The sequence below is a fragment of the Desulfosarcina sp. BuS5 genome, assembly GCF_028752835.1.
GTDB lineage: Bacteria > Desulfobacterota > Desulfobacteria > Desulfobacterales > BuS5 > BuS5.
In genome coordinates, this window is sequence record NZ_CP087952.1 from 1,778,093 (window position 1) to 1,802,985 (window position 24,893).

Below are 24,893 nucleotides of genomic sequence, written 5' to 3' on the forward strand. Positions count from 1 at the left end.
GATTTGAACCGAGGAACCGTATGAGGGAAATCTTCACGTACGGGTCTGTAGGGGGGGCGTCGGGTAACCGATGCTCCTACCTGGAACTGTTCTTCCATATCCCAGAATCTCCTTACAGTTTGCAATTGTAATGCTTCCGTTTTTTTTAATTATTTGTTCAACCCTGTTTTTTATTTGCTCCATGGCCTGGGGAGTTAAAAAACGCCTGTTATTCAGGCAAATCAGCCTTTTCCTGATATGCAGGTAGTCAAGTAATCTTTGTATCTCATTTTTATTGAATTTTCTTTTATGGAGTTTCCAGAACGTATGCGCATTGAAAGGGACAAAATCCGATTCCCGTGCATAATCAAGCAACATGGTGATCAGTCTCTCACGCTCAGCAGAGAGTTTAACTGAAAAATTCCGGATTCGAAAGGCTCCGCCGGTCTTTATCAGCTTCCTTTCGTTACAAAGTTCAGCAAGTATCTTTTGAAAAGGCGCTTCATCAAGAGATGGCGCCAACTGTTGTTTGATTTCTTCGGGAGTTGCAGTCATTTTTAATGGATTTTCAGTCAAAATTTTTTCAACAACTTCCGGCAACTTTCTTTTCAGGGTCTGATAGCGTGTTTTCCCAAAAAAACCATGGCCTTCAAAGGAAAGTATCTCTCTATTTTCAACCATTGATCTGATTGCCGTCTCAACCTCTTCATCAGGTAAAGCGGTCAGTTGGGCGATTTCAGCTCCGGTTACCGGATGATTAAGGTTCATATTGAAAAAATGATCAATGACTACCCTCATGTTACCCTCTTGCAGCGCCTGCAAATATTGAACAGTATTTTTCGCTTTGACTGTCCGATATTTTTCCAGGGGGATCTCCAGGATGGCGCCGCCACCGATTACGGCCGGTATGTTCAGAAGACAAATCACGAATGTATCTCCTGGAAGGGCCGGCGCATGCTTCAACAACCGGAACTGAACCAGACCATTTTCACCAGGCCCAAGTTGTTCTTTTTCCATTATAACCACCAGAGCGTTTACGATCGACGTTCCTATATAAAGCTTCACCCTCTGACGGTTTTTGATCGGTTTGTATGCGCTTTTGAGCAAATGCAGCTCTACATTGAGAAGCTTGGTGGGTCTGACCGATTCCGGCTTTGCCAGGGCCATTCCCCTTTGCACTTCATTCAGAGTGACCTTGTGGAGATTAATTCCGACCCTCTGACCTGCAACGGCCTGGGATACCTTTTGGTGGTGAACCTCTATAAATCGTGCCCTTGTCTCTTTTCCGGATGGCAGGAGATGAATAAGATCATTCTGCCTGATGATTCCCGAAAGAACTGTTCCGTTGACAACTGTTCCAAAACCGGTAATACTCCTTACCTGATCAATCCATAACCGGAAAGAAGACTGAATCGCCTTGCCGGCAATTTTTTTCTCCTCCTCCTCCATGGTCAGACGGATTTCATTCAGGCCTCTCAGATCAATCGCTGAAAATGGAATAATCGGTTTGCCTTCGAAAAAGGTGCCGCTTATCATATCCTCAATTTCCAGTTCAGCCAGTTCCAGTGTTTCATCATCCACCAGGTCAGCCTTGCTCAACACAACAAATCCGTTTTTGACCTTATAAAAATTAAGTATTTCCAGATGTTCCAGGGTCTGTGGCATGATACCGTCATCTGCCGCGACCACCAGGACAGCCATATCTATACTGCTTAAACCACGTATGGTGTTTTTGAAAAAATCAATATGACCCGGCACATCCACCAGGGCAATTTGTTTGCCGGAAGAGAGTTCCAGCGGCGCAATGCCCGGGACAATCGACAGGCCGCGGCGCTTTTCTTCCTGAAGCCGATCCGTATCAATACCTGTCAGAGAGAGCGACAGAGAGGTCTTCCCATGATCCACATGTCCGGCTATTCCGATAGTAATAAATTTTTTCATTACTTCATTGCCGGGTTAAGCTTTAAAGAAGCATTTTTAGTGTAAATCAAGGCCATTGGCTCCGATTGATCATTTTTTATTATAATTTGGAGGGGGCAAGGGGAATCGAACCTCCTCCCGGTTTTGCAGACCGGGCCAGTGGTTTTGAAGACCATGGGGCGCCCAGCGCCATTGCCCCCAATAAAAATAATTATGTACTGGAAAAATACGGGGAGGACTAAAAAAGATATAAAAACAAGGGAATGGAAACTATGAAGTATTTCAATTTCCAGGCCAAACCCCGTGCCTGCCAAATCCTGGCAGAACGTAGTAACTTTACTCATGTAAAGCCGAAAAATTGAAACATATTGTGAACCTTTAGATAGAATTTATTAAAAAATTATAAACTGACTTAATGATAAAAAATATTATTAACAAGGTATTTCCGATTTGTCAATTAAAATTTTCCTATAGGAAGGAACAGGTCACTGTGAAAATGATAAAATTCGACATACCTTTTGATTTATCCGGGTCAGGCTATATATTTTTTATGTAAGATTTCCTTGTTTTGTTATCGTAATTTCCTGTTTGACATTAAAAAATATCCTATATAAAAATAAAATTTATAAGTTCATAATATAAAATCATTTGTAAAGGGTGTTGCAAAGTAAAAAAACTTTGATAATAAAATCAATTGGTTAACCCAGAAAAACCCCATTTTTCCATTATGGCGTAACTATTTGTTTTAACTACCGATAATAGCAATCTTTGCAACACCCTTTTGTAATAGGGTTATTGTTTTATGGTCACAATGTAGTGGCGATCCTTGTGATCGCCCTGATTAGGGCAATTACAAGATTCGCCCCTATGGAAAATAATATAATTACAGCCTGAAATTTAAAATATTTGTAACCGTTCACGGGCAATAATCGTTTTGAGTTTAAAATTTAATATCTAACCGCAAATTTTTTTAAGAAAAATTTTGCGTTCCAGTGCCTGATGGTTTATAGTGTCAGGAATGGAATCAGTCATAACATATCGGAGGCGATCAGTCACCAGGCAAAATATAGCGACCGTCAGGCGGATTATTGAATCACATCCTGACAAAAGCAGACGCTTCATTTCTCAAGAAGTCTGCAGGGAATGGAACTGGAGACAGTCTAATGGTGTTCTTAAAGATATGATCTGCCGAAGCCTGCTGCTTCTTTTGGAATCAAAGGGTTTTATTAAACTGCCTGCCCGAAAATGTACCCCTCCCAACCCTCTTGCAAAGCGAAAAAAAACATCCTGGGTAATAGTCGATAAAACTCCTGTTCATTGTTCTGTCGAAGACCTGTTTCCTATAAAACTTGACCAGGTTCGCAGAACTTCTTTTGAGAAGATATTCAATGGTCTTGTAAGTGAGTACCATTATCTTGGTTATACTCAACCAGTTGGGGAGCATCTCAAATATATTGCATTTTCTCATAATCGCCCTATTGCGTGTTTGGCATGGGGGTCAGCGCCATGGTATATTGGAGCACGAGATCGTTTCATTGGCTGGAGCAAAAAGATTAGAGAGAACAATCTTCATCTAATCGCCAACAATCTCCGTTTTTTGATCCTGCCATGGGTTCAAGTCCCTTGTTTGGCATCATATTTATTGGCATTGAACCGTCATCGCTTGTTACAAGATTGGAAAACTTTATATCATCATCCGGTTTATCTGCTTGAAACCTTTGTTGACACAGAGCGCTACCGCGGTACCTGTTATAAAGCGGATAATTGGATCTGTGTGGGGCAGACAACCGGTCAGGGCAAGCTCAGCAAATCAAAGCAACCACTACTTTCCAAAAAGGCTGTTTATGTTTATCCCTTGACTAAAAACTTTCGCAGGGAGTTATGTCATGACGCATGATGAAGCATTGGCTTTGTATAATGCCGGGCTGAAAGTTACGGTCAAAATCCTGTGTGATTTAAGCAATACTATTGAATTTCAGGAAGAACAGATAAAGGCTTTGGAGGTCAAGGTTGCCAAGCTTTCAAAAAACTCATCCATACATACTAACTGTTTGCCCTGTATGCGATGGGGAAGTTCATATAATTGATGCGCCTCCTCGTATTATCCAACAAATGGAACTGCCGGAGCTGCCGATAATCAAAGAAGAACATCGTTCGTATCCGGTATGGTGCGAGAAATGTCAGCAAATTCATTACATGCCTTTTCCTGCTAATATAGTCAAGGAAGGGCTCTTCAAAGAGCGCTTGACAGCCTTGGTTGCCTATATGAAAAATGTCTGTCATGCATCGTTTTCCACAATCAGAAAATTTATCCGAGACGTCCTTGGAGAAAATGTTTCCCGTGGATATCTGCGAAAAGTAATTGAAAAAGTAAGTCAGTCCCTGGAAGCGCCATACAGTGAATTGCTCAATCGTTTACCTTTCGAGGAAGCAGTAAATGTCGATGAAACCGGCCATAAGGAAAACAAAGACAAGTTTTGGACATGGGTTTTCAAGGCTGAAATGTATGTGCTGTTCAAAATCGACAAGTCCCGTGGATCAAAAATTTTAATTGATGTTTTGGGTAAAGAGTTCAACGGAGTACTGGGTTGTGATTATTTTTCGGCGTATCGCAAGTATATGAAGGATTTTAACGTTACTATACAGTTTTGTATCGCCCACTTGATTCGGGACATCCGGTTTTTAACAACTTTGCCAGATAAAGAAACAAAAGCATATGGCGAAAAACTTCTGGATGAAGTCCGAAATATGTTCAAGGTTATTCATGATCGTGACAATATAATCCCGGAAGACTTCACCAATGCTCTTGAAAAGGCTAAGGCAAGAATTATTACAGCAGCCTTGGAGGATGTTCCGAGTCGACTGAATAAAGACGGTAAAGAAGAAAAACGGGAAGCCAAAAATATGGCCAACCGATTCCGCAAGCATGGTAAAGAATATTTTGAATTTATCACAACTCCCGAAATAGGCCCTACCAACAATGTGGCAGAACAGGCAATCCGATTTATCGTAATAGATCGTTACGTAACTCACGGTACACGCAGTATCAAAGGACGAAAAAGTTGCGAACGGTTATGGACTGTAATTGCAACATGCGCATTACAAGGCCGATCAGCATTCAATTTTATATTGGAAGCAGTTAAGGCGTACTTCAAGAATGATCCCGCCCCATCCCTTATACCTGATACCTCATAGTGAATTTACGATAGGAATCCCTCGGAATCAGTCTATTAAAAAACCTGGAGTTGATTTGACATTCCGCCACTGCGTGATCGACTGGCCACTGATTTCGAATATTCCGTGTATATTTCGCAGAGGACAATCATAGGTGATGCGCTTATTCTTACACTGATCATGAAATGAGAACGAGATTTCCTAAGTAGTGATCAAATGCAAGAATTTCTTTTTTTGTCTCTTTATAATCCAACATCCTCATCAAAGATGAATCGGTAGGCGTAGTAGTATATCCCTAAGATTTTTTCATCCTTGAAGACAGCGATACTATATACCGTTTATTCATAGGCCCAACCATTTCCTGCCATTCCAATATTTGAAGGGGGCATTTATACCCGTGAACGGTTACTAAACTTTTTTATACAAAGTAAATATAAATTGAAAAATCAAGATTTAGCAAAATTAATAAACTCGTAAAAAGTAAAACCGAAATATTATTTGAAGACCCCGGCAAAATGACTGAAGCTGGAAAGGGGAAAATGTTGACGTGGCAACATTTTATGTGTACATTAATAATATAGGCAGCCTTCATTTGTCAGTTTACACTTTTGGAACAACAACGGGACACTGATGGACATAAATAAATTTATTTTTAAAAAATAATGTAAAGTACTTTTAAAACGATATAAAGGATGTCGTAATATATAATATTTTTCACAGGTGAAAAACAATGCAAAGAGTAAATGTACGTGAAGCAAGACAACAGATCAGCCGTCTGCTGGATGCGGTGGCGGCTGGAGAAGAAATTGTTATCATGCGCCGCGGTAAACCGGCAGCTCGCTTACTCCCGGCGTCAAAGATTGAAACAGGAAAGATGCGTTTCCCTGACCGCAGCAGTTTGAGGGCAATGCTTCCTCCGGCAAAATTGCCGGCAGAAGAATTAATACGGGAGATGCGTGATGAACGAGGATAGTGGCGGCTACTATCTGGATACCAGCGCACTGCTCCCTTATTATAGAGAGGAGAAAACAAGCCTGGCAATACAGAATTTTTTGTCGTCTCTCAGGGTTCCTGTCGGCATCAGCGATCTTACCGGATTGGAGTTTGCTTCCGCTCTTTCCCGTTGGATTCGCATGAAGGAAATCACTGAGGCGCAGGCCGGTCTTGTGGAAAACGCCTTTGCAGAGGATATCCGTTCAGGTTTATTCAGGCGGCTTTCCATCACTACGAAACACTATCGACAGGCGCAAAAATGGATTTCTTCCAGAAAAACAGCTTTTCGCACCCTCGATGCCCTGCACCTGGCATGCTGTTTCGGAGCCGGGATAAACATGGTGACTTGTGATGAAGTGCTGGCAAATTTGGCGGATGTTCTGGGTATGCCCTGCCGATTTGTCGCTGACGGCAAAATATAATGGGCCAAAGATGACATGTAAAGTCAACAGGCTGTTACAAAACGCTAATTTATCCAATTTCTGCGTTGAAAAATAAATTTAATCCTCGGAATACAATGGGTATGCCTGCGGTTAAATTAATTTTTCGCCTTGAACTTAGAATAAATTTTCATTCCGTAACAACCTGTCGGACAGGCTAAATGTAAAAAAGGAAAAATTAAGACAAAGAATCATGCAGTTTAATGTTTTTTTCGCACATTTCGATAACCCCTTCCCCTGCAAGCATGTGCAGGAGCCGTTAAAGTGTTTCAGGTGTTATTCCTAACAGCAGGGCTATATGTTTCTTGGGAACAGGCAGTAAAAAATTTCTGGACCCGCTGGTTTCGGCAAGATAATCAAGATAGTTTAACAGACGTATGCGGGGGGTGGAAATCGCCAGGTCTTTAATGCTGTTGATATAAAATTTGTGCCGGGAGGCGAGGTATTTAAACATTCGTAGTGCAAATCCGGGGTATTTTTGTAGCATTTCATCAAATTCACGGGTGGTAAATGATAAAATTTCTATCTTCTCTAAAGCCACGGCGCTGACTGAATAACGGCCTTCGAACAATAAAACAAGCGCCCCGAATATTTGTCCGGGCCTTATAAAATTGATAGCCACTTCCCTGCCTTCAACATCGGTTTTAAAAAGTTTGACCATGCCGGAAGCAAGAAAATAAGCTGTATTACCCGTCTGTCCTTCATTGAATATAATTCCTTTTTTTTTGATTATTTTAAATCTGCAAACTTTTTCAAGATGACAGAGCGCTATTTTATCAACACTGCCAAAATAAGAACGTACAAACAACAATATTGATTCCTTCTTACCCATTGTGATCTTTTGATGTCTCTGTCGCAAAAAGGGTTTTTTCAATATTTAAAGAAAAAAGAAGAGACGACAGGCAGATAAAAGAACCGCCTGTTAACACAAATAATTTAAAAGGGGTCTCCAGTTCTCTGAATTCGGGGCTTCCGGGCGCATAACCTGATTTGAGTCCGGTCATTCCAATTAGATGAAACCCGACGCAAAACAGCAATATTCCAAAAACATGAAGCCAAAAATTAGCATAACACGCCCATTTGCTATACCTTTCCCGGCCTTTTGCCTGATCTTTTATTTGGGGAACTATAAAATATAATATGCCCATGAGCGCTGAGGTTACCCAGCCGACGAGGCTGATATGCGTATGAATTTTAACAACAAAATGAGAAAAAAAACTTTTCAGATGTTCAGGAGGAATATGCATAAAGGCTGCATAGAAAAATTGGAATCTGAATTTTGTCGGAAACATGATCCCTTCAAAGCATCCTGCTATAAAAAACAGGATCGCAACTGTAATAAAGTATTTTGCCATTTTTCTTGCCATGCCGGCTCTCCTTTTTGTAACGTCTTTAAGCTTAGAAACCGGCTGAAAGCCCGCAATAGAAAAATGCGCCTCTGAAGGCGCTGTAGGGCATTTCCCTGTTAAACATATTGTCAATTCCGGCAAACAGACTTAAATTTTGACCTATATTTTTTTCAACATAAATATTCCACACTGTATAGCCCCCTGTTTCATCCTTATTTCCATCTTCAAATTTCGGAGCTATCAATTGCTTGCCGGTATAGTTGGCACGTATATTAGTCCTAAAACCCAAATCAGGATTATCATAACAAAGCCGGATATTAAGCTTTACTTCGGGAACCTCTAAAAGGTCTTCATCCGTATCGTCATTTTTGGAATCGATAAAAGTGGAATTGGCGAAAACACTAAAATAACATGGAAGCGCCAGGCCGGCTTCAATCTCTATACCTTGCGTGTAAGCTTCATCAAGATTGATTTTTTGATATTCCAGCACCCTCTTTTTTCCCTGCATCCGGAAATTTCCTGTCGGCTTTTTATAAATCATATCGTCGATATCGTTTCTAAAAGCCATGATTTTACCATTTAACTTTTTGTATTCTCCCTCAAAACCTATTTCGTAGCTTTTTGATGTTTCGGAATCGAGATCAGGATTCGGGATAACATCTCCTTTTGAATTTTCAGTGTATACATAGAGTTCATATACGGACGGCGCGCGAAAACCCTCTCCGTAAGAAGTTTTGAAACGAAAATTATCCAAAATATTGTAGATAAGGCTGACCCTGGGATTAACCTCGGAGCCGAAATCCGAATGATCATCCAGCCTGACTCCTGCGGTAATCATCAGACAGTCAAAAAGGGGAAAATCATCCTGCAAAAAAAGCGCCCTGTTATGAATAGTTTTGTCGATATCGGTTTCGCCGCGGTTTTCTATGCCTGATCTTTTTTCTTCTCTATATTCCATCCCTAATGTAAGCAGGTGGCTGTCGGCAAACATGCGGCTGGCCCTGGTTTCTATCTGGTAAAGTTTGTTTTCAATATCAAAGTCTTCCCTGTCCTCCATAGTGTTGGCTTTTTGTTGCAAAGCAGGATTACTGTAAGGATCTCCAATATCAATATAGGAACGGTCGAACTCAAAATCAGAATAATAACCGCGTGTCATAATCCTGGCCCCGGCGATTGTTCCGTCATACTGCAAAAATGCGCTGGTGCGGTCTGAATCAGCGTCCCTGTCCCAGTTAAGGCCGTATTTATTGCGTAACCCCTCGCGGGAGGCATCGCTGTGAAAAACTCCGGCCCCAAGGGTATGCATATCCAGGAAATCATAACTGAGTTTCAGCATTCCCGAATATTTTTTCACATCATCTATATCCGTATAAAAATCATCCTTGTGCGGTCGTATTCATCCGTAATATTTGCATGGCCGGATGCAATAATGCCGAAATTGTTCAGCGTATTCCCAAGGGAAGCTTTGATGATATGATTTTCCGCATCTCCATAGGTATTCATGCCGTAACGCGTAGTGCAGTTTCCCGAAAGTTGTTCGGGCGCTTTTTTTGTTATGATATTAATTACTCCTCCGATTGCCTCACTGCCATAAAGCGCAGAGGTCGGGCCCCGCACAATTTCTATCCGTTTAATTATCTCGACTGGAAACTCGGTTAAATCCACGCTTGTATCCCTAAAACCGGTGGAAAACCTCATGCCGTCTATAAGAATTAGAGTGCGTTTATTGGTAAGTCCTCTTATTTGCGGAATTAACCCTCTTCCCGCCACATGATCCAAATCAATACTAACCGCGTCCTTAAGAGCCTCAGCCGCAGTTTCAGCGCCCATAACCCTGATCTGATTTTCAGTTATCACTTCAAAAGCGCCTAGGACTTCTTTAAGCTCTTTTGAAGTTAAGGTAGCGGTAACAACCGTTTTTTCAATTTTTACTTCTTCTTGTGCTTCTGCTGTATAAACAAAAAAAATCAAAAGGGCCAATAAACAGAATACCATTTTAAAACACTTCATCTTACTTTTTCCTTTTCACCAAAAAATGACAATGACGTGTAGCGAAACTCCTTCAGGATTCGTATTCACAAAATAATTTAGGGAAACCTAATAAAAATAGAATACACTGTCAAGATTTTTATTTCAAACTTTGTTTGAAATTGGAGCGAATAGAAGGGCCATTTAGTGCCTGAAACCTCGTTCAGGCATGGTCTTGAGTTAAAAAAAGAAAACCACTATAGTGTTCACCTAAACTGATATACTTGTACCCAGATAAATTGATACATCCAACATTTTTTCCGCATTATTTTTTCAAATTTCATTTTTCATAAATACCATCCATTTGGGCATCCAACTGGATAGAGCTGGGAGAGACTACCGGTCGTGGGCGAATGGACAGAGCCAACAAACCTAACCTAAATCTGTGCGCCTACTTGTGGAAGTTATTTCGCCCACGTTCCTTAGGCAGGGCAATAAATGAGCATGAATGCAGCCCTGACCCTATCTTTTGTGGAGCATTTCTATGATCAGGGGCAGGAATACTATGATGGTATCAAAATTCAAGCAGACCATATCGGATGGAATGAGGCGCTGACGGAAAAATCTCTTTCCTTGCAGGAGATAGATCTCCTTCCATATCGAGAAGCAAAGGTTAAAATTATGGAGCAGTTTAATACAGCTTATATTGCCAAACTGCTAAGCAAAACAGGCGGCAATGTAACCCGGGCAGCCCGTTTGTGCGGCATGGAAAGGCAGTTATTACAATAGGTTATGAAAAAATATGGCGTACGTTCAGATGAGTTCAGGGAAAGTGCAAAAAAATGATTGCACCGCAATAAAAACCAGCGGCAACACTAATCCTGTTGAAATCACAGGCAATCTATTCTCCCCGTCCTTCCCTTACATCTGCCGGCCGCGATTTTTTTTCCTTAATCAATTTTAAGTTTCACACTGGTTTGTAAAAAAAATTAGGCAATAAAGCATCTCCCTCTCTTTTCTCAAGATAACCATTTAAAATTTAAATATATTTTTACAGCATAGCCCCATCTCTGCGCTGTGCGGGCAGCGATAGTGAATTTTTACAGTGAGCGAACCAACAACCAATGGCATGTTTTTTGAGTGGTATTGAAGAAACCCAAAAATTAAGTGAGGAAACCAGGTGGCAGCAATAATACTAATATCATTTATGGGTAGTATTGGTTAATATAAAAATATAATATAATCCCATAAAAAATTATTGACTTATAATTACAGAAATACTTATAAAATTCCTGAAATCCGCTTCAGTCACGTCATTATATCCCCGTTTTGTGATAACTTTCCACAAAAATGGGCTAACACAATTTTAACATTATATTAATATAATGCTAGCAATATCATTATACTTAAATAAAAAACAGGCAATTAAAAGAGTATCCATCCATTAATATGCAGCTTCTGGATGGCTAAAAAATGTAATTTTATACTTTAATTTTATCAAGGAGGTTGTATGAGAAACAAAATTTTAATTTCGATTTTAATATTTTTTATTTTAATTTCTTTTGCAGGAACAGCAGCAGCAATAGATGTAAAATTCCATGGCAACATGTGGCAAACCATCGGAACCACCGATTACGCTTCCACGCTGCAGGGTGGGCATAAGAGTGGTAAAACAGATTTTTTCAGTTATAATAATATGTTAAATATTGAGGGGGATAAAGGAGGATATAATTTTCTTGACTCCAAAAAAAATGTCTCTACATTTTTCGGCCTGACCAAAGCCAGGCTCCGCTGTGAAGCCACGACTGATGACGGACTGGCCAAATTTGTTTATGGCCTGGAAGTTGGAACTATGAACTGGGGTGATAAAAAGGAGAATAAAGGATTCGGTCTTTCAGGTGATGGGGTTAACCAGGAGACACGGTTTGCATATCTACAACTGGCTATTCCAGGATTAGGGGATAATCAGTTGGTAAGAGCAGGTTTGCAGCCGACAAAAATAAATCAGTGGGTCTGGTCCGAAACAGCGGCCGGATTGACATATCACGGCAAGCATGAAGAAGCCAGGTGGATGCTGGGATGGTACCGGGGTGACGAAGATCGTGCCGGTAACAGCAAGGACGATGATTATTATGTGGCCAAAATAGAGGGCAAAGTGCTGCCTGATTTAACCCTGGGGCTGTTTGCTATTTGGGCTGAGCTGGGAGATAACAATATAGCAGGCAACAATATAGCAAGCGCTGATTGGACCGATACCGATGTTATCGAGGATACTAGAGAATATGATGCCCAATACTACTATATAGGAACTACCAGTAACTTTGACAATGGTATGCTTTTTGGAAATTATGACTTTATTTACCAGGGCGGCGACATAGAGTTTATACACGACGCCGGTTTAGCCGAGGCTCACGATCTTGACCGTAAGGCCTGGCTGGGGAATTTAACACTCGGATATAAGTTTAATAATAAATTTAAACTTTACGGTAATGTACTTTATGTGAGCGGTGACGATGACCCGAACGATAATGACGCGGAAAATTTTGATTCCATCGATGTTGATGTAAAAGTCGGGATTATATTCTTCAAGGACAGTCTCCTGGCAGATTGTGACCGGTACGTCTCGGATGCGCCCTACCTCCAGGACAAAGGTCTGATCAACTACGCCCTCACAGGCGAGTATAAAATAGATAAAAATCACCATCTCAGGGGAGCTGCACGGTATCTGCAAACAGCGGAAGACATGAAAAGATTTGACAAAAAAGAGAAGGACCTCGGAACAGAATTTGACATATGGTACACATATAAATATAATAAATATGTTAAGATTAAAGTGGAAGGTGCTTATCTTGCAGCCGGAAAAGGAGCCGACCTTCTTGCCGCCAGCAGCGATGGGGGCAATGTGTTCAAACTAGCCGCAGGCGTTCAATTTAAATTCTAACACATACAGGAATATTATGGTCTTGTAACTCCTTTTTACAAGACCATAATGATTTAACTTTATGGATAAATATTTGACGATTCTATTGACTATTCTAAAAACAAAACGATTACGCGTAATATCTTTAATGATATTTTTAAGCGCTCTTTTTATTTTCCCGGCTTATGCCGGCACAATTCCGGTTGACAAGCTTGTTGAGAATCTCAAGGTGGTGGATGCCGCTTTGATCAGCTTTCCCAATGGCCTTTTTATGATTAATAAAGGCTCATCAGCCGGGGTTCGCAAGGGAGAATTCTGGACTGTATTCAGCGCAGGGGAGGCTGTTAAAGATCCTGCCACCGGTAAAAAGCTGGGGTTCCTGCAAGTTCCGGTTGCAGAAGCAAAAGTGACCAGTGTTGCTGAAAATTTTTCTCAAATATCGATTAAACTGCAAGACAAATCAAAAAAGCTAAAATCCGGGATGGCTGTAAAGCGTTTTGACAAGGTCGATACCATATTTCAGGATTCAAACGGATCAAATTTTGCAGACTATGAAATTCTCAGAACAAAATTGCCCCATTTGAACTGGAAAGCTTACCTGGAAGATAAAAATGAATTTAAAGACGCCGGCACATACAACGGTATCCTGATTACCGTGCTGAAAGAGAGGTTAACCGTCTGGTGCGGCGGTGAAGTGCTTGGCATCTATAAACTTGAAACAGACACCTTAGCCGGCCCGGCCCGGGATTCGGGAGCTGCTCAAAGAGCCACGGCGCATATGAGACCGGAGCGGCTTTTGCTGCCCGGAATCAGGACTCCGAGTTTAAACAGGGAGGTAGCGCTGCAATCCTACACTTTTGTTAAAACATTTGATAACTTAATCTATAATATCAAAATATGCAAGATCGACGGCAAACCTTATTATATTTATTTAACCGAGCAAGGCCTTTACGCCCAGGCAACAGATGCCTCAGAGCGGTTTCAATATGATTATGAAGGATTCGGCGATGTGGTGGGCGCTTATATAAGGCAGGATGGATTAATCGCTCTTAACATTATGGTGCAATATAAGGGGATGGAATCTCAAGTTCTTAGATTCAAGGATAATAAATTTAATCTTGTCGCCGATAACATCCATTATATCCTTGGCTTTTTTGACCTGAACGGCAATGGAGACCCCGAATCCCTGATAGGTCAGGAATATAACCAGGAAAATTTTTATGGTATTAATACCTATCTTCTTGAAGTAAAAAAAAATAGCATAAAAAAAAGAAAAAAGCTCTCATTGCCTTCAGGCTTTGAACTCTTCGGCTCTTTCCGGGCTGACCTGGACGGCAACGGCAAGGATGAAACCGGATTTTACAACCTGGGCCGTAAACTTAATATTTATGAAAAAGAAAAAAAGAAATGGAGCTTTTTATCACCCATGGGAGGCTCCCTGCAATCCTTCTATATAAGCCTTTCAGACAATGAGGCTATTTTAAGGAATATTGTTGTATGGAGCGAACCTGCTGTAATTAACCTGGGCAATCAAAAAGGAGTTGCGCTGGCAACCAACAAATCCAACATCATAAGCAGGGTGGTGGATATCAATCCTAATGATGGAGGGGTCGCTATTCTGCTGGCAGACAAGGCCGGAAGATTTTTTTTAAGTTCCATCGATGTTGATTTCCAGGGCCCGGTTCAGTCTGTTTTTCTATATAATGATATGCTTTACTGCCTTGTCATAGAAGGTAATTATTTTACCAGGATGGCAAAAAGCCACCTGATTAAATTTTCATTGGATGAATTTATATCGGCCTTAAATCAGAAACCTTGATTGCGTTGATAAAAGATCATGTTTAATTTTTGATATATCGTCCTTTTTTCTTAACAGGGATAAAAAAAATGGGGTCAAGTCTACGTTTGACCCATGAGCTATCTATTTTCTCTTCTTTCAATATTTTTTCTGATTTTTTATCTTTATCCCTAAACTTCTATGCCCCCTTGAATCTTGCATAATCAACAACATGGGTCAATAGTAGACTTGACCCCATTTTCTTGACCCCTTCATTTTCTTTCACTTATGCCGAAGTCAGCACCGCGATTCTCGGCGGCGCAGCCGCCGAGAACGTTGCTAATCAGCCGCGCGGCTTTTTGCGTCGGCTGAATTAGCTTTGTTAGCCCGTGTTACATCAGCTTGTAGAATGGTTTTTTTCAATATCTTCCCACAAAAATTGTTTAAACTTTGATCGGCCTGCATTGCTTTAATAGCAAGGGCTTTATGCAAATCACTGTCAATTCTTAGCTGAAACTTACCGGAATATTTTTTTGCCACAATACTTGGTGGTAAAGGAATTCTATCTTCTTCATAAATTTCGATCCATTCTTCGAGTATCTGACCCAGTTGATGATAAACTTCTACCTCATTATCGCCATGGCAACATTTTCCAATCCAACCAGGAATAGAACCGACATAACATTGATCTTCATCTGACCATTCAACAATTTTTAAATAACGATCTTTCTTTCTCATTTTTTAGACCTCTTAATTTTGATCTCAACTTCTTTTTTTTGATAATGCTTTGCGTCATCCCCAAGTTTACCTGAAACTGTAATAGCAGTTCCTTTGGGATGGATAAAATTCCGATGGCTCCCCTTGCCACCTCGATTAATAAATCCTGCTTTTTCAAGCTCTTTTATAAGTTGTCTAATCTTTCGTGGCATAACTAGTATAGTACCATTGTGATATCAAAGTGTCAATATATTTTTTTAATCCATTGATATAAAAATGGCATGGAGTAATACTCGGCGGTCGATTTTAACCATGGCCGCCATTGCTTTTGCCTGTTTGCTCCTTGTTTTCATGCTGTCATGGCAGTTCGGCTCCTATGACACTATGATTAATTCCGCAGTGAAGATTCACACAGGCCATTTGCAAATACAGGCAAAAGGATATCAGGACAGAAGGAGTATCCGCCTGGTTGTCCCTGACCCGGCGCGGGTAGGTGAGGTTCAGGAGGGAATTCCCGGGGTGGATGAATATACTTTTCGTGCAAATGCCTTTTCTCTGGTTTCATCCAGGGATCGAACCTATGGGATTATGGTGACCGGTATCGACCCAGGCAGGGAGGCAAAGGTGTCGACGATTAAATATTTGATTCGAAAGGGGAAATATCTTTCGGACAGTGATATCAACAAGGCTTTGATCGGAGAGCTCCTTGCAAAAATTCTGAAGGTAACCCTGGGTGATGAATTGGTTGTACTGGGCCAGGGGCGGGATGGTTCTGTTGCAGCAACGGTCATGACGGTTGAGGGAATTTTCAGTTCCGGGCAGGACGCTTTCGATCGTTCATCAATCCAGATTAACATAGCTGATGAACCGACTGCCAATCTGGATTCGAAGACCGGAAATGGTCTTCTGGAAATGATGAGTAAAATGAATGAGGAGAAAAAAGTTACCCTCATCTTTTCGACTCATGATCGTATGATAATGGATTATGCCCGTCGTCTGATCCTCATCAGGGACGGCCTGGTTGCCGATGATGACATCAGGAAAGCATAAATCAGAAACAGCAATAAACAGTCAGTGAAAAAAAAATAGAAGTCAGGCTCCTGACTTCACCGTTATGATACGAGACTTTCTATAGATTTTCAGATAATTAGGGAACTGGAAGGAAATAATCTACGCATATCGTGCAGAATTTTTGTTCGTCTTCAAGGCGTGGTAACAGTTGCATAGTGAACTATACAACTGTTACCGCAACGTAGAAGACGGACAAAAGGGCAAGCAGGATGCGTAGATTATTTTCTGTAAGTTCCCTTACCTGATTTTAAAATTTGGCACAAGGTCAGAGGTGGTAGAGACGCAAAATTTTGCGTCTCTACTATTTTTAGGTTCATGGGGCGATTTCGTGACACATTATGAAGCGGTTTTTGCCGGCGGAGATACACGACGCAGGACAAAATTCCTTGAGCAGTCATATCCGGGTCTTTTCAGCGGTGTTTTAAAAAGCGGCGTCTCGCCTGATGACAGCCGCCGCGTTCAATCTGTATCTCACTGTAATCAATAATGTAGAAGACCCTTCAGGAGTATTTCAACCCCGGGCTGCATGGGATATCACCCAGAATGTACAAAATACGGCGAGAGGCAACATTTATTATGGCGGAAGGAATACGGAATACGGTGGATACAAAATAGAGGGCACCGATTTTCTTAATCTACCCTTTGATAGCGCTTTTCCCTGGCTCTCTTATTATTATTAGTCAATTTTTATTGGATCATAGCGAATTATTGTGAAGATTCTATTTATTGAGCGTATACTAATTAGTATCCGCTGAATTTCGATAATAACATAGTATATCAGCATTGTTCATATATTAATCATAGAGAATTTTAATCTAAAATTTTAAGCTCATTTGTGGTATTTTAATTGAATTTTGGTAAAAAACGGCAAATTGTTAACACCTATAGACGCACCTCTCCTATCCGCATATTTTTTAAAATCAACTATTTTTGATAAAATCCTTGTTCGGCTTATGCCAGCCCGAGTTTCATCAGTTTTTTTTCTTCAATCTTTTCTCCCATTAGAAGCTGAATAAACTTTTTAAGATTATAAGCGGTTTGACAAAGCAATGACCATATACGGTCTCCTTCAAATCCTCTATAAAGACTGCATCCAAAACCTCTAATATTTTTTGCAATAGCTATGAAACCTTCTGTTGCTGAACGGGCTTTACAGCAAAAACTCTGTTTTTCTTCGGATACATCTTTTTTACGCCCCAAAAAAACGTTACTGATATTGTCTGCAATTTTAAAATTACCATTGCTTCTGTAACCAAGGTCGGTAATAATATTTTCCGGTTCGCCTTTCATCCGTTTTTTGAACTGTTCGAGTGTTCCAGCAAAAAGCGTTTTATCATTTGGATTACCGATAAAATTTTCAATGGTAATCATGAATCCTTCCCTATTGAAAGTCATTTCCATTGTTGTGCCGAATTCACACTTCGGATGCTCTTTTCCTTTTACAATCGGGCGGGCATCCGGTTCATCAATGGATACAATCCGGTTTTTTATCTGTTTTTTACCTTCGAGTTTTTCTAAGGTTTGTGCTTCAAGAATAGTAAGAATAGCAAACATATTGTCAGCTTTTATTTGTTTTTTCTTTGTGGTCTTTAATGATTCAACTTTTTTATCAAATATTTTTAGAGCAGGAATAAATAATATATTAAATTTGAGTAACCATTCCAAACGGTTTTGTTTTTTGTTCAAAAAAAATTCTCGCCATAATTTTTTTACTTCATTATTGTCCCACCACAAGGAGATTTGATGCAAAACGGCAAATTGTTTCATTTTGTCAAAAGCTTTAAAAATTAAATGTACATCATTTGGATAGATAACGTTATTTTTCAATACGCTTGAATCTATCATAGCATTATCACCCTGTATTATCCCAGCTTTGCGTAGAACCTCAAAAACTTCTTTTTCTATAATTTCAACACCTTCTTCACCTATACGTTTTCGAAATACACATATAGAACTCGGATCCAGGCATGTTTGCAATTCCTCATTTGTGATGTTACAAAAATATTGAATATAGTGGTTTTCTTTTATATGCTTAACCATTTGCCTATCACTTAATTGATAGTATTTTATACAAATCAAAATCGCTGTCATCATCCTGAGAGATTTTCCAAAAGCACCCTGACTGGTGTTATAAAATTTACACAACTTTGTAATCATTTTTTGCCATGGAATTATCCCACGGATAATAACCAATTCCTGAACTGGATTGGTTATATTTGCTTTCACCCATTCATCAGAAAGAACTTCTTCAAAAGTATTTTTTATCATCAGAATACCTCCTATCCTTTTTAGAGTGCTTAAAATACCATTTAGCTGCAATTTAAAAAATGGCATATACTGCTATGGATAGCAAAGCATTTCTTTCATAAAAAAGAAATTCAGCAGATACTAATTAAACTTATGCCATCAGGTATTAGCTTTTAGCTGTCAGCAGTTAAGACCTAATAGCTGTTCATCATGGATTACCACGCTAATCCGTGATGAACCTTTTTATTTTTACGACTTTAATGAACCAAAATTGATCTGGTTTGTCATAAAAGTTGACCCTGGATTTTGTACTGTTCTACAATTTTTCTGAATTATTATTCAATTTTACTTGACACCTTACTTTGTTTGTATTAACAAACAATAAAAGTTTTACCAAATAAGTAGGCAAGCCTAATAAATATGTTACTATAAAAAAATGTCTGTGCTGAACGCAGCCGTGGTTTGCGAGAACCCTTAAAGCCCATAAAACTCATTTTTTCGGAGGTATTTGTTATGTCGGGGAGAATTCCAAAAAAAAGTTTTGAAAATTTGTTAACCTGTGAAACTGAGCAGTTAAAGAGAATCTGGGAAATACAGAATAACTTTAAATGCCCTGTCATAGGCTCGTGCCTGAAAATCGAAGAACAGGGAAGAATACTTAAAAAAAACGGCTACAAGATAAAAAGAATGAAGTCCCATGAAATTCACAGGGCGGTTATGGGATATATAAATGATGAGAACCCGGTTTCAATGAAGATTGAACGGTATCTTAATCACAAGTATTGTAAAGTTATATCTGCATTCAGCCATATGGAGCAGGAATCCTTTTTTGCGGAATGGAAAAAAGGATTCCGCAATGGAGAAATGGACGGTCTTTTCTATGTGGCTGCCATCCGGAAGGATCTTTCAGAAAAATTTATTGAAGAAATTTTCGGCGATACACATATGCTCTGCCATGCAAATCTGGAAAAGGTAATGAAGTCCCGGCGAGCTTTGTCGATGCAGGAAAATGCAGCGCGAAAATTGGCCAGGATGCTGCAGCAGGAGAGGGGACGCGCAGGAGGGCTTAAACAAAAGTGTGCCATTACGGTACAAGAATTAAAAAATGCGGAGAACAGCCTGCAAAAAATTAAAAAATCCCAGGCAGTTGATGCAACATGTGATGAAGTTTTGAAACTGAAAACGGAAATTTTTCAATTAAAAGATGAAAACACAAGTCATAAAGAGAGAGATTCGAAGCAGGTTGCGGCGATGCGGATGATGCAAAGCGAAAAGAGTTATCTCCAGACGGAACTGTTCAATTTGCAGTCAGCAAATCAGCAGCTTGCTGAAGAAGTAAGCGGTCTTATTTCAAAACTGACTTCTTTTGTCGAAAAAGAGGATCAATGCAGGGATAAATGCGCAAGGTATCAGCTTTGCTCAAAAAGGATTCTGATTGTAGGCGGAATAACCAAAATCAAACATCTGTACAAACAGCTTGTTGAATCCAGCGGAGGCGAGTTTGACTATCATGATGGATATATGAACAACGGAAAGATAAATATTGAAGCACGTGTAATGAGAGCTGATCTTGTGATTTGCCCTGTAAACTGTAACAGTCACACTGCCTGCGAGAGGGTAAAAAATTTGTGTCGCAAGTTTGACAGACCTGTAAAGATGCTTGCTAATTCAAGCCTGAGCAGTATTTCCGATGCTCTTTTAAAGGAAAACGCTTTGCTGAACTGATTACGCGTACTTATAGATTGTCAGATAATTACCTGATTTTAAAATTTGGCACAAGGCCAGAGGTGGTAGAGACGCAAAATTTTGCATCTCTACTCCGACGACCGATAACGCAGTGAAATTATTTATGTGGAAATCTATAGGTGAAGTGATTTTGTCCTCCTTCCTTATTAAAAGGTGTGGATGGATGACGGCCGGATGGCGATATATACATCTTTTTTTTCGGCAAGATCCATTGCAATCAGGTCACCTTTGCTTAAAAATGCGCTTAAAGCCGTGTTTCCAATCATAGCTGAGACTTCACAGTATGGCCCATGATCCGCAAAGCTTGAGATCCTGCCCTGGAAAATATTCATTCCGTTTCCGGAAAAATTTTTATTTCTGATCATTATATCTTCAGGCCGGATCGCGATATACTGCTTTTCTGCTCCGGGAGCTGATTCCAGATTTATTTCTATTTGATTCACTGTAGCCGTGGTCTTTTTGAAGGCTGCCGGGAATATATTCTTCATTCCCACAAATTCAGCCACAAAAGGTGTAGCCGGTCTTCTGAAAACTTCAGAGACTGTGCCAATCTGTTCAGTTACGCCATTATTGAGGATGGCAGTCCTGGTGCCAAGGGATAAAGCTTCCGTAAAATTGTGGGTCACCATCAGGAAGGTTATGCCCGATTCCCCGTGGAGTCTTTTCAGGATATTCCTGATCCCTTCCCGAAAACAGGGATCAAGTGCAGATAGAGGTTCATCCAGCAGCAGCAGGTCCGGCCTCACGGCAAGAGCGCGGGCAAGAGCTGTTCTCTGTTTTTCTCCGCCGCTTAAATTATTAATGTATCGTTGCGCAATGTGGCTGATGCCAAGTTGTTCCATGAGCCTTTCAATCCATTGGACGGATTTTTTATTTTTGGATTTTTGATAGCGTAATCCGAATCTGATATTTTCAAGGACAGTCAGATGAGGGAAAAGTGCGTAATCCTGGTACATTATGCCGATGCCTCTCCGTCCCGGCGGCAGCCTGGTAATATCTTTTTCATTGACCTTTATGCAGCCGCTGCTAATGGGCAGCATGCCTGCGATGGCCTCCAGCAATAGGGTCTTCCCTGCGCCGGTGGGTCCCAGGAAGATAAAGAATTCGCCCTTTTGAACATAAAGGGAAATATCCTGTAATCTGAAATTCGGCAACTCTATGCACAGCTTCTCAATTTTGATCATATCTGCTTCCTTCTCGGCAATGAGACTATTCGGAGTAGAACAAAGAGCAGCAAAGATATTAATATGAGCCAGACCGCCACAGGCTGTGAATATTTCAGACCGTAGGCTGTGAAACGTTCATAAATCATAACAGGGGCCAGCATGGGGTGATAGGCCACAATCACGATAGCTCCGAATTCACTGATGGCCCTGGCGCAGCACATTATGATTCCGGCAAGCATGGAGCGCCAGGCCAGGGGAAATGTTACCCGCAGGAATGTTGCCCAGCCGGAGGCACCGAGACTTCTGGACACATTTTCCAGGCGCACAGGAATGGCCTCAAAGCCGGTTTTGACAGTATTGACATAAAAAGGAAGGCCGACAAAGGTCAGCACGGTGACAATGCCGGTAACCGTTCCCATGATCTGGATTCCAAGGTTCTGTATAATTTGTCCAAACCAATGGTTTCGGCCGGCCAACCCAAGAATTGCAATGCCGACCACAGGATGGGGAATCATTATGGGAAGATCGATTATGCTTTCAACAAAATTTTTCCCCCAAAAGGTTTTTCTGGCAAGCAGCCAGGCAAAAGGAGTGCCTATTATAAAGGATATTAAGGCAGCCAGACCGGCTGTGTAGATACTCAGCCGGATTGAAGCAAAAACATCAGTGTCCTGGATGGTCTCTTTCATGTCCTGCAGGGATGGCTGTACAACCATCTCGATCAATGGCAGGAGTATAAATAGAAGTACTGTAAGGGTTGATAAAACAGCCAGGCAAAAAAACGGATCTATCTGCACTCTGGTTTTCATCAATTTTTGATTTCAACAAGCTTTTTTAATGCTCCAGGCAGTTTTGACTCCATAGCCTCTGAAGCAACCCGGCATGGAATAAAAGGGGGCTGTCCCATCTCCTTTAAGACTTTCAGTCCGCCTTTGGGATCCATCAGGTATTCCATGAAAGCCCCGGCTGCTTCCGGATTCGGGCATCCCTTGAGAATGGTGATTCCGTAAGTACATGATTTGCCTGTTCTGGTAATCGATTGCCCCGGTTTTTTGCCTGTTACCTTAACTTTGGCCTGTTTGTAAAAAACATCATTTTTATAATCTCCCAGATTGATTTCAGCCGGAAGTTTTATATATTTCAAGCCGTGCTGAACCGCAACGGATAGATATTCCCAGGCATAATCCATGTTTCCGGTTTTAAGGAGTGAAACCAGCTCCACCGATTTGGGGCGGATATTTTTTTTGGGCCGGTTTGCAATTAAGCGGTCATACAGGCCGTCTATTTTATAATAGCTTTCAGCCAGTTGTATCACCATCAGACTTCGGTAGCCGCAAGGATCCAGATTAGGGTCGGAATGCCCCCAGATTACCCCTTGCCGTTCCAGGATTTTATACCAGTTTTCAGCGTTAATCTTTTTTGCAAAACGGCTTTGGTCTGTATAACATAGAACCAACTGGTTGGATGCAAAGCGTATATTCCAATCAGCATATTGTGGAATCAGGGTTTTGTCTATGATTTTGAAATCGGCCGAAGCCATGATATCCGCCGGTTTATGCAATTCTGAAATCGTGCGCGCCATCTTGGTGCTGCCTCCTCCTTCACGGAGAAGATCGACCTTGGGATATTTTGCCTCAAAAATTTTTTCCATTTTTGCAAAGGGAACCGTAAGGCTGCCGGCATGGAAAATGATCAGCTTGCCTTTCGGTTCCGCCATTGCATGTATAGGCATTGATATGAAAATAGTTAGTAAAACGGCAGATAGAAATTTTAGTGGGTTTTCATAGGTTTTCATTTTTATTTTCCCTTTTTTTATTTTTATGACCGTCTACGAATTCGGGGGACACCATACCTGTTTATTGTTGACTATAAATTGCAATTATCCTCTGCAAAGTAAAAATATAATATCACAAGAGGTTATAATTACAAGTCAATACTAAAAATCAGGAAAAAGATTGACACCTCCTTATCCATAGTAAAACTATGGAAGCAGAATATTAATTCAAATAGGATTGCGGAGGTGTCAGATGAAAACATACGCTGGAATAGATTTACATTCAAGTAATAATTATATTGTTGTTATCAATGAGAATGATAAACGGCTCTTTGAAAAACGATTACCAAACACTCTATATCACTCAAAGAGGGAACAGACGGTTACAAACCTTTTTTTCTGATACGGACTATATTGCCTATATCGATTTGATGAAGGAATGGTGCGATGCACGTGGAGTAGAAATATGGTCATACTGCCTGATGCCTAATCAAATTGCTGTCCCTGAAACTAAAGAATCGTTAATGCTTGCAATTGGAGAGGCTCATAGGCGGTATTCGCGAATGATCAATTTTCGTGGAGGCTGGAGGGACATTTGTGGCAATGCAGGTTTGCTTCTTATGTTTTGGATGAAATTTATTGGTTGGCATGTGCCCGTTATACCCTATATTGAAATGAATCCAGCCAGGGCAAAGCTTGTAAAAGATCCAACGCATTGGACTGGACATGGAGCAGTGCTTTCGCTCATACTAATGGTGGCGAAGATAAGCTTACGAAAACACAATCTTTAATTCAATTGGTAAATAAGGATTGGGCTCAATTTTTGTCGGAAAATATTACAGCAAAAATGTGGAGTCGATTGCAAAAACATGAGAGAACCGGTCGGCCAGCCGGGGATATCCAATTTATTGAAAAATTGGAAAAATCGTTGGGTGTGACGCTAAAACTTAAAAAACCGGGGCGAAAACCGAAGAAATAGGTATGGTGTCCCCTGAATTCCATATAAAGGCTATATGTTTTGTTTTATCGCTACCAATATATAAAGATCCTCCTGATCAATATATTTATTTACGTTTAACCCATGAGGAGCAAGCATAATTTTTGCTTCGGGCTCATGGGGAAAATCATCAAGTGGAAACGGAGATTTTTCTCTTAAAAGATCTATAAATCCCCTTCCCATGGGATGGCTTATAACCATCCGTCCCCCGGCTTTCATCATCCTGCTGATATTGATAAGGAAACCTTTCTTATCCACGAGATTCGAGTAACATGCATTTACAAAGACCAGATCGATACTGCCGTCCGGAAGGGTTAAATCACGCGCGTCCGATCTGATTGTAATCGCATAAGGGTGCTGTTTTTTCAAGCTCTCCAGCATTTCTTTAGAGAGATCGCATGCAAAAATTTTTTCCGGTTTATATTTATGGATCAAAGGCAGCAGTATGCCGGTACCTGAGCCGACATCCAGGATGCAATCCCCTTTTTTGATTTCGGCGCAGGCAACAATCTGATCAAGACGTCCAGGAACTCCTTCAGGCAGAGGAGGATCAAAAACATGGGTGATTTTGCCAAAAAATTTCCGCTGAATTTTATTAATTCTTTGTATTTTTTTTTCATCCGGGCTTTTTTTGTTTCTCATAAGTTTTCTGTTT

General features: G+C 40.6%; 22 protein-coding genes, 1 tRNA gene and 1 pseudogene. 11 read left to right on the forward strand and 13 right to left on the reverse strand.

Annotated features, from left to right (window positions below):
• Nucleotides 1–33: 33 nt before the first annotated feature.
• Together selB and BuS5_RS08775 are read right to left on the reverse strand one after the other, a co-directional pair.
• A complete protein-coding gene (gene selB, locus BuS5_RS08770; protein ID WP_051375209.1) occupies nt 34–1,920 on the reverse strand; it encodes a selenocysteine-specific translation elongation factor in 1,887 nt (628 codons plus the stop codon).
• 87 nt (nt 1,921–2,007) lie between these two features.
• Nucleotides 2,008–2,099 (reverse strand) — tRNA-Sec (locus tag BuS5_RS08775).
• An 818-nt stretch (nt 2,100–2,917) separates the two neighbouring features.
• On the opposite strand from BuS5_RS08775, the gene BuS5_RS08780 reads away from it, so the two are divergent.
• The 4 genes and pseudogenes from BuS5_RS08780 (at nt 2,918) to BuS5_RS08795 (ending at nt 6,488) form a co-directional block, all read left to right on the forward strand.
• On the forward strand, nt 2,918–3,796 hold the full coding sequence (locus BuS5_RS08780; protein WP_274427795.1) for a DUF4338 domain-containing protein: 879 nt from the start codon (nt 2,918–2,920) through the stop codon (nt 3,794–3,796).
• A pseudogene (gene tnpC, locus BuS5_RS08785) lies at nt 3,786–5,094 on the forward strand (IS66 family transposase). Before BuS5_RS08780 ends, tnpC begins: the two are co-directional and overlap by 11 nt.
• Before the next feature lie 709 nt (nt 5,095–5,803).
• Nucleotides 5,804–6,046, forward strand: a complete 243-nt coding sequence (locus tag BuS5_RS08790) for a type II toxin-antitoxin system Phd/YefM family antitoxin (protein WP_027354768.1) — start codon at nt 5,804–5,806, stop codon at nt 6,044–6,046.
• A complete protein-coding gene (locus BuS5_RS08795; RefSeq protein WP_035266182.1) occupies nt 6,033–6,488 on the forward strand; it encodes a type II toxin-antitoxin system VapC family toxin in 456 nt (151 codons plus the stop codon). Before BuS5_RS08790 ends, BuS5_RS08795 begins: the two co-directional genes overlap by 14 nt.
• A 277-nt stretch (nt 6,489–6,765) precedes the next feature.
• On the opposite strand, the gene BuS5_RS08800 is transcribed toward BuS5_RS08795, so the two are convergent.
• Genes BuS5_RS08800 through BuS5_RS08815 form a run of 4 tightly spaced genes read right to left on the reverse strand, consistent with a single transcriptional unit; the run spans nt 6,766 to nt 9,865 of the window.
• The gene (locus BuS5_RS08800) at nt 6,766–7,338 is read right to left on the reverse strand and encodes a Crp/Fnr family transcriptional regulator (protein ID WP_084446228.1); all 573 of its coding nucleotides are present in this window, start codon (nt 7,336–7,338) and stop codon (nt 6,766–6,768) included.
• Nucleotides 7,331–7,873: a cbb3-type cytochrome c oxidase subunit I gene (locus BuS5_RS08805; RefSeq protein ID WP_027354771.1), complete on the reverse strand. Its 543-nt coding sequence runs from the start codon at nt 7,871–7,873 to the stop codon at nt 7,331–7,333. Before BuS5_RS08805 ends, BuS5_RS08800 begins: the two co-directional genes overlap by 8 nt.
• Nucleotides 7,874–7,904: 31 nt before the next feature.
• Nucleotides 7,905–9,209 carry a TonB-dependent receptor plug domain-containing protein gene (locus BuS5_RS08810; protein ID WP_027354772.1) on the reverse strand — a complete coding sequence of 435 codons (1,305 nt, stop codon included), beginning with the start codon at nt 9,207–9,209 and terminating at the stop codon, nt 7,905–7,907.
• A 5-nt stretch (nt 9,210–9,214) separates the two neighbouring features.
• Nucleotides 9,215–9,865: a TonB-dependent receptor plug domain-containing protein gene (locus BuS5_RS08815; protein ID WP_027354773.1), complete on the reverse strand. Its 651-nt coding sequence runs from the start codon at nt 9,863–9,865 to the stop codon at nt 9,215–9,217.
• A gap of 456 nt (nt 9,866–10,321) precedes the next feature.
• Here BuS5_RS08815 and BuS5_RS08820 point away from each other — a divergent pair, with 456 nt between their 5' ends.
• From BuS5_RS08820 to BuS5_RS08830, 3 genes are all read left to right on the forward strand, one after another.
• Nucleotides 10,322–10,612 carry a helix-turn-helix domain-containing protein gene (locus BuS5_RS08820; protein ID WP_027354774.1) on the forward strand — a complete coding sequence of 97 codons (291 nt, stop codon included), beginning with the start codon at nt 10,322–10,324 and terminating at the stop codon, nt 10,610–10,612.
• Between the two features lie 721 nt (nt 10,613–11,333).
• Complete coding sequence (locus tag BuS5_RS08825) at nt 11,334–12,764, forward strand: hypothetical protein (protein ID WP_027354775.1); 1,431 nt, start codon at nt 11,334–11,336, stop codon at nt 12,762–12,764.
• Between the two features lie 61 nt (nt 12,765–12,825).
• On the forward strand, nt 12,826–14,562 hold the full coding sequence (locus BuS5_RS08830; protein WP_157487455.1) for a hypothetical protein: 1,737 nt from the start codon (nt 12,826–12,828) through the stop codon (nt 14,560–14,562).
• A 297-nt stretch (nt 14,563–14,859) separates the two neighbouring features.
• Here the strand turns inward: BuS5_RS08830 and BuS5_RS08835 are convergent, their stop codons facing one another.
• Together BuS5_RS08835 and BuS5_RS08840 are read right to left on the reverse strand one after the other, a co-directional pair.
• Complete coding sequence (locus BuS5_RS08835) at nt 14,860–15,258, reverse strand: type II toxin-antitoxin system HicB family antitoxin (protein ID WP_051375084.1); 399 nt, start codon at nt 15,256–15,258, stop codon at nt 14,860–14,862.
• Entirely contained in the window at nt 15,255–15,449 is a 195-nt protein-coding gene (locus tag BuS5_RS08840) for a type II toxin-antitoxin system HicA family toxin (protein WP_027354777.1), read from the reverse strand. Before BuS5_RS08840 ends, BuS5_RS08835 begins: the two co-directional genes overlap by 4 nt.
• Before the next feature lie 64 nt (nt 15,450–15,513).
• On the opposite strand from BuS5_RS08840, the gene BuS5_RS08845 reads away from it, so the two are divergent.
• Nucleotides 15,514–16,287: an ABC transporter permease gene (locus BuS5_RS08845; protein WP_198012310.1), complete on the forward strand. Its 774-nt coding sequence runs from the start codon at nt 15,514–15,516 to the stop codon at nt 16,285–16,287.
• 349 nt (nt 16,288–16,636) lie between these two features.
• A complete protein-coding gene (locus BuS5_RS08850; RefSeq protein ID WP_274428151.1) occupies nt 16,637–16,795 on the forward strand; it encodes a hypothetical protein in 159 nt (52 codons plus the stop codon).
• Nucleotides 16,796–17,259: 464 nt separating this feature from the next.
• Here BuS5_RS08850 and BuS5_RS08855 read toward each other — a convergent pair whose 3' ends face one another.
• Nucleotides 17,260–18,576, reverse strand: a complete 1,317-nt coding sequence (locus BuS5_RS08855) for a transposase (RefSeq protein WP_274427662.1) — start codon at nt 18,574–18,576, stop codon at nt 17,260–17,262.
• Nucleotides 18,577–19,068: 492 nt separating this feature from the next.
• Here BuS5_RS08855 and BuS5_RS08860 point away from each other — a divergent pair, with 492 nt between their 5' ends.
• The gene (locus BuS5_RS08860) at nt 19,069–20,280 is read left to right on the forward strand and encodes a DUF2325 domain-containing protein (protein WP_051375003.1); all 1,212 of its coding nucleotides are present in this window, start codon (nt 19,069–19,071) and stop codon (nt 20,278–20,280) included.
• A gap of 167 nt (nt 20,281–20,447) precedes the next feature.
• Here the strand turns inward: BuS5_RS08860 and BuS5_RS08865 are convergent, their stop codons facing one another.
• From BuS5_RS08865 to wtpA, 3 genes are read right to left on the reverse strand one after another with little or no spacing between them, the layout of a single operon-like run.
• The gene (locus tag BuS5_RS08865; RefSeq protein ID WP_027354522.1) at nt 20,448–21,485 is read right to left on the reverse strand and encodes an ABC transporter ATP-binding protein; all 1,038 of its coding nucleotides are present in this window, start codon (nt 21,483–21,485) and stop codon (nt 20,448–20,450) included.
• Nucleotides 21,482–22,276 carry an ABC transporter permease gene (locus BuS5_RS08870; protein ID WP_027354523.1) on the reverse strand — a complete coding sequence of 265 codons (795 nt, stop codon included), beginning with the start codon at nt 22,274–22,276 and terminating at the stop codon, nt 21,482–21,484. The genes BuS5_RS08865 and BuS5_RS08870 overlap by 4 nt, the downstream gene beginning before the upstream one ends.
• Nucleotides 22,276–23,262: a tungstate ABC transporter substrate-binding protein WtpA gene (gene wtpA / locus BuS5_RS08875; RefSeq protein WP_027354524.1), complete on the reverse strand. Its 987-nt coding sequence runs from the start codon at nt 23,260–23,262 to the stop codon at nt 22,276–22,278. The genes BuS5_RS08870 and wtpA overlap by 1 nt, the downstream gene beginning before the upstream one ends.
• Before the next feature lie 311 nt (nt 23,263–23,573).
• Here wtpA and BuS5_RS08880 point away from each other — a divergent pair, with 311 nt between their 5' ends.
• Nucleotides 23,574–24,032, forward strand: coding sequence for a hypothetical protein (locus tag BuS5_RS08880; protein ID WP_232223090.1), 459 nt, complete (start codon nt 23,574–23,576; stop codon nt 24,030–24,032).
• A 218-nt stretch (nt 24,033–24,250) separates the two neighbouring features.
• On the opposite strand, the gene BuS5_RS08885 is transcribed toward BuS5_RS08880, so the two are convergent.
• Complete coding sequence (locus BuS5_RS08885; RefSeq protein ID WP_027354525.1) at nt 24,251–24,880, reverse strand: class I SAM-dependent methyltransferase; 630 nt, start codon at nt 24,878–24,880, stop codon at nt 24,251–24,253.
• Nucleotides 24,881–24,893: the final 13 nt, after the last annotated feature.

Excerpts from the sequence above, each read along its gene's own strand:
- selB (WP_051375209.1), bottom strand. The coding sequence starts at position 1,920 with ATGAAAAAATTTATTACTATCGGAATAGCCGGACATGTGGATCATGGG.
- BuS5_RS08780 (WP_274427795.1), top strand. The coding sequence starts at position 2,918 with ATGGAATCAGTCATAACATATCGGAGGCGATCAGTCACCAGGCAAAAT.
- BuS5_RS08790 (WP_027354768.1), top strand. The coding sequence starts at position 5,804 with ATGCAAAGAGTAAATGTACGTGAAGCAAGACAACAGATCAGCCGTCTG.
- BuS5_RS08795 (WP_035266182.1), top strand. The coding sequence starts at position 6,033 with ATGAACGAGGATAGTGGCGGCTACTATCTGGATACCAGCGCACTGCTC.
- BuS5_RS08800 (WP_084446228.1), bottom strand. The coding sequence starts at position 7,338 with ATGGGTAAGAAGGAATCAATATTGTTGTTTGTACGTTCTTATTTTGGC.
- BuS5_RS08805 (WP_027354771.1), bottom strand. The coding sequence starts at position 7,873 with ATGGCAAGAAAAATGGCAAAATACTTTATTACAGTTGCGATCCTGTTT.
- BuS5_RS08815 (WP_027354773.1), bottom strand. The coding sequence starts at position 9,865 with ATGAAGTGTTTTAAAATGGTATTCTGTTTATTGGCCCTTTTGATTTTT.
- BuS5_RS08820 (WP_027354774.1), top strand. The coding sequence starts at position 10,322 with ATGAGCATGAATGCAGCCCTGACCCTATCTTTTGTGGAGCATTTCTAT.
- BuS5_RS08825 (WP_027354775.1), top strand. The coding sequence starts at position 11,334 with ATGAGAAACAAAATTTTAATTTCGATTTTAATATTTTTTATTTTAATT.
- BuS5_RS08830 (WP_157487455.1), top strand. The coding sequence starts at position 12,826 with ATGGATAAATATTTGACGATTCTATTGACTATTCTAAAAACAAAACGA.
- BuS5_RS08835 (WP_051375084.1), bottom strand. The coding sequence starts at position 15,258 with ATGAGAAAGAAAGATCGTTATTTAAAAATTGTTGAATGGTCAGATGAA.
- BuS5_RS08840 (WP_027354777.1), bottom strand. The coding sequence starts at position 15,449 with ATGCCACGAAAGATTAGACAACTTATAAAAGAGCTTGAAAAAGCAGGA.
- BuS5_RS08845 (WP_198012310.1), top strand. The coding sequence starts at position 15,514 with ATGGCATGGAGTAATACTCGGCGGTCGATTTTAACCATGGCCGCCATT.
- BuS5_RS08855 (WP_274427662.1), bottom strand. The coding sequence starts at position 18,576 with ATGATAAAAAATACTTTTGAAGAAGTTCTTTCTGATGAATGGGTGAAA.
- BuS5_RS08860 (WP_051375003.1), top strand. The coding sequence starts at position 19,069 with ATGTCGGGGAGAATTCCAAAAAAAAGTTTTGAAAATTTGTTAACCTGT.
- BuS5_RS08865 (WP_027354522.1), bottom strand. The coding sequence starts at position 21,485 with ATGATCAAAATTGAGAAGCTGTGCATAGAGTTGCCGAATTTCAGATTA.
- BuS5_RS08870 (WP_027354523.1), bottom strand. The coding sequence starts at position 22,276 with ATGAAAACCAGAGTGCAGATAGATCCGTTTTTTTGCCTGGCTGTTTTA.
- wtpA (WP_027354524.1), bottom strand. The coding sequence starts at position 23,262 with ATGAAAACCTATGAAAACCCACTAAAATTTCTATCTGCCGTTTTACTA.
- BuS5_RS08885 (WP_027354525.1), bottom strand. The coding sequence starts at position 24,880 with ATGAGAAACAAAAAAAGCCCGGATGAAAAAAAAATACAAAGAATTAAT.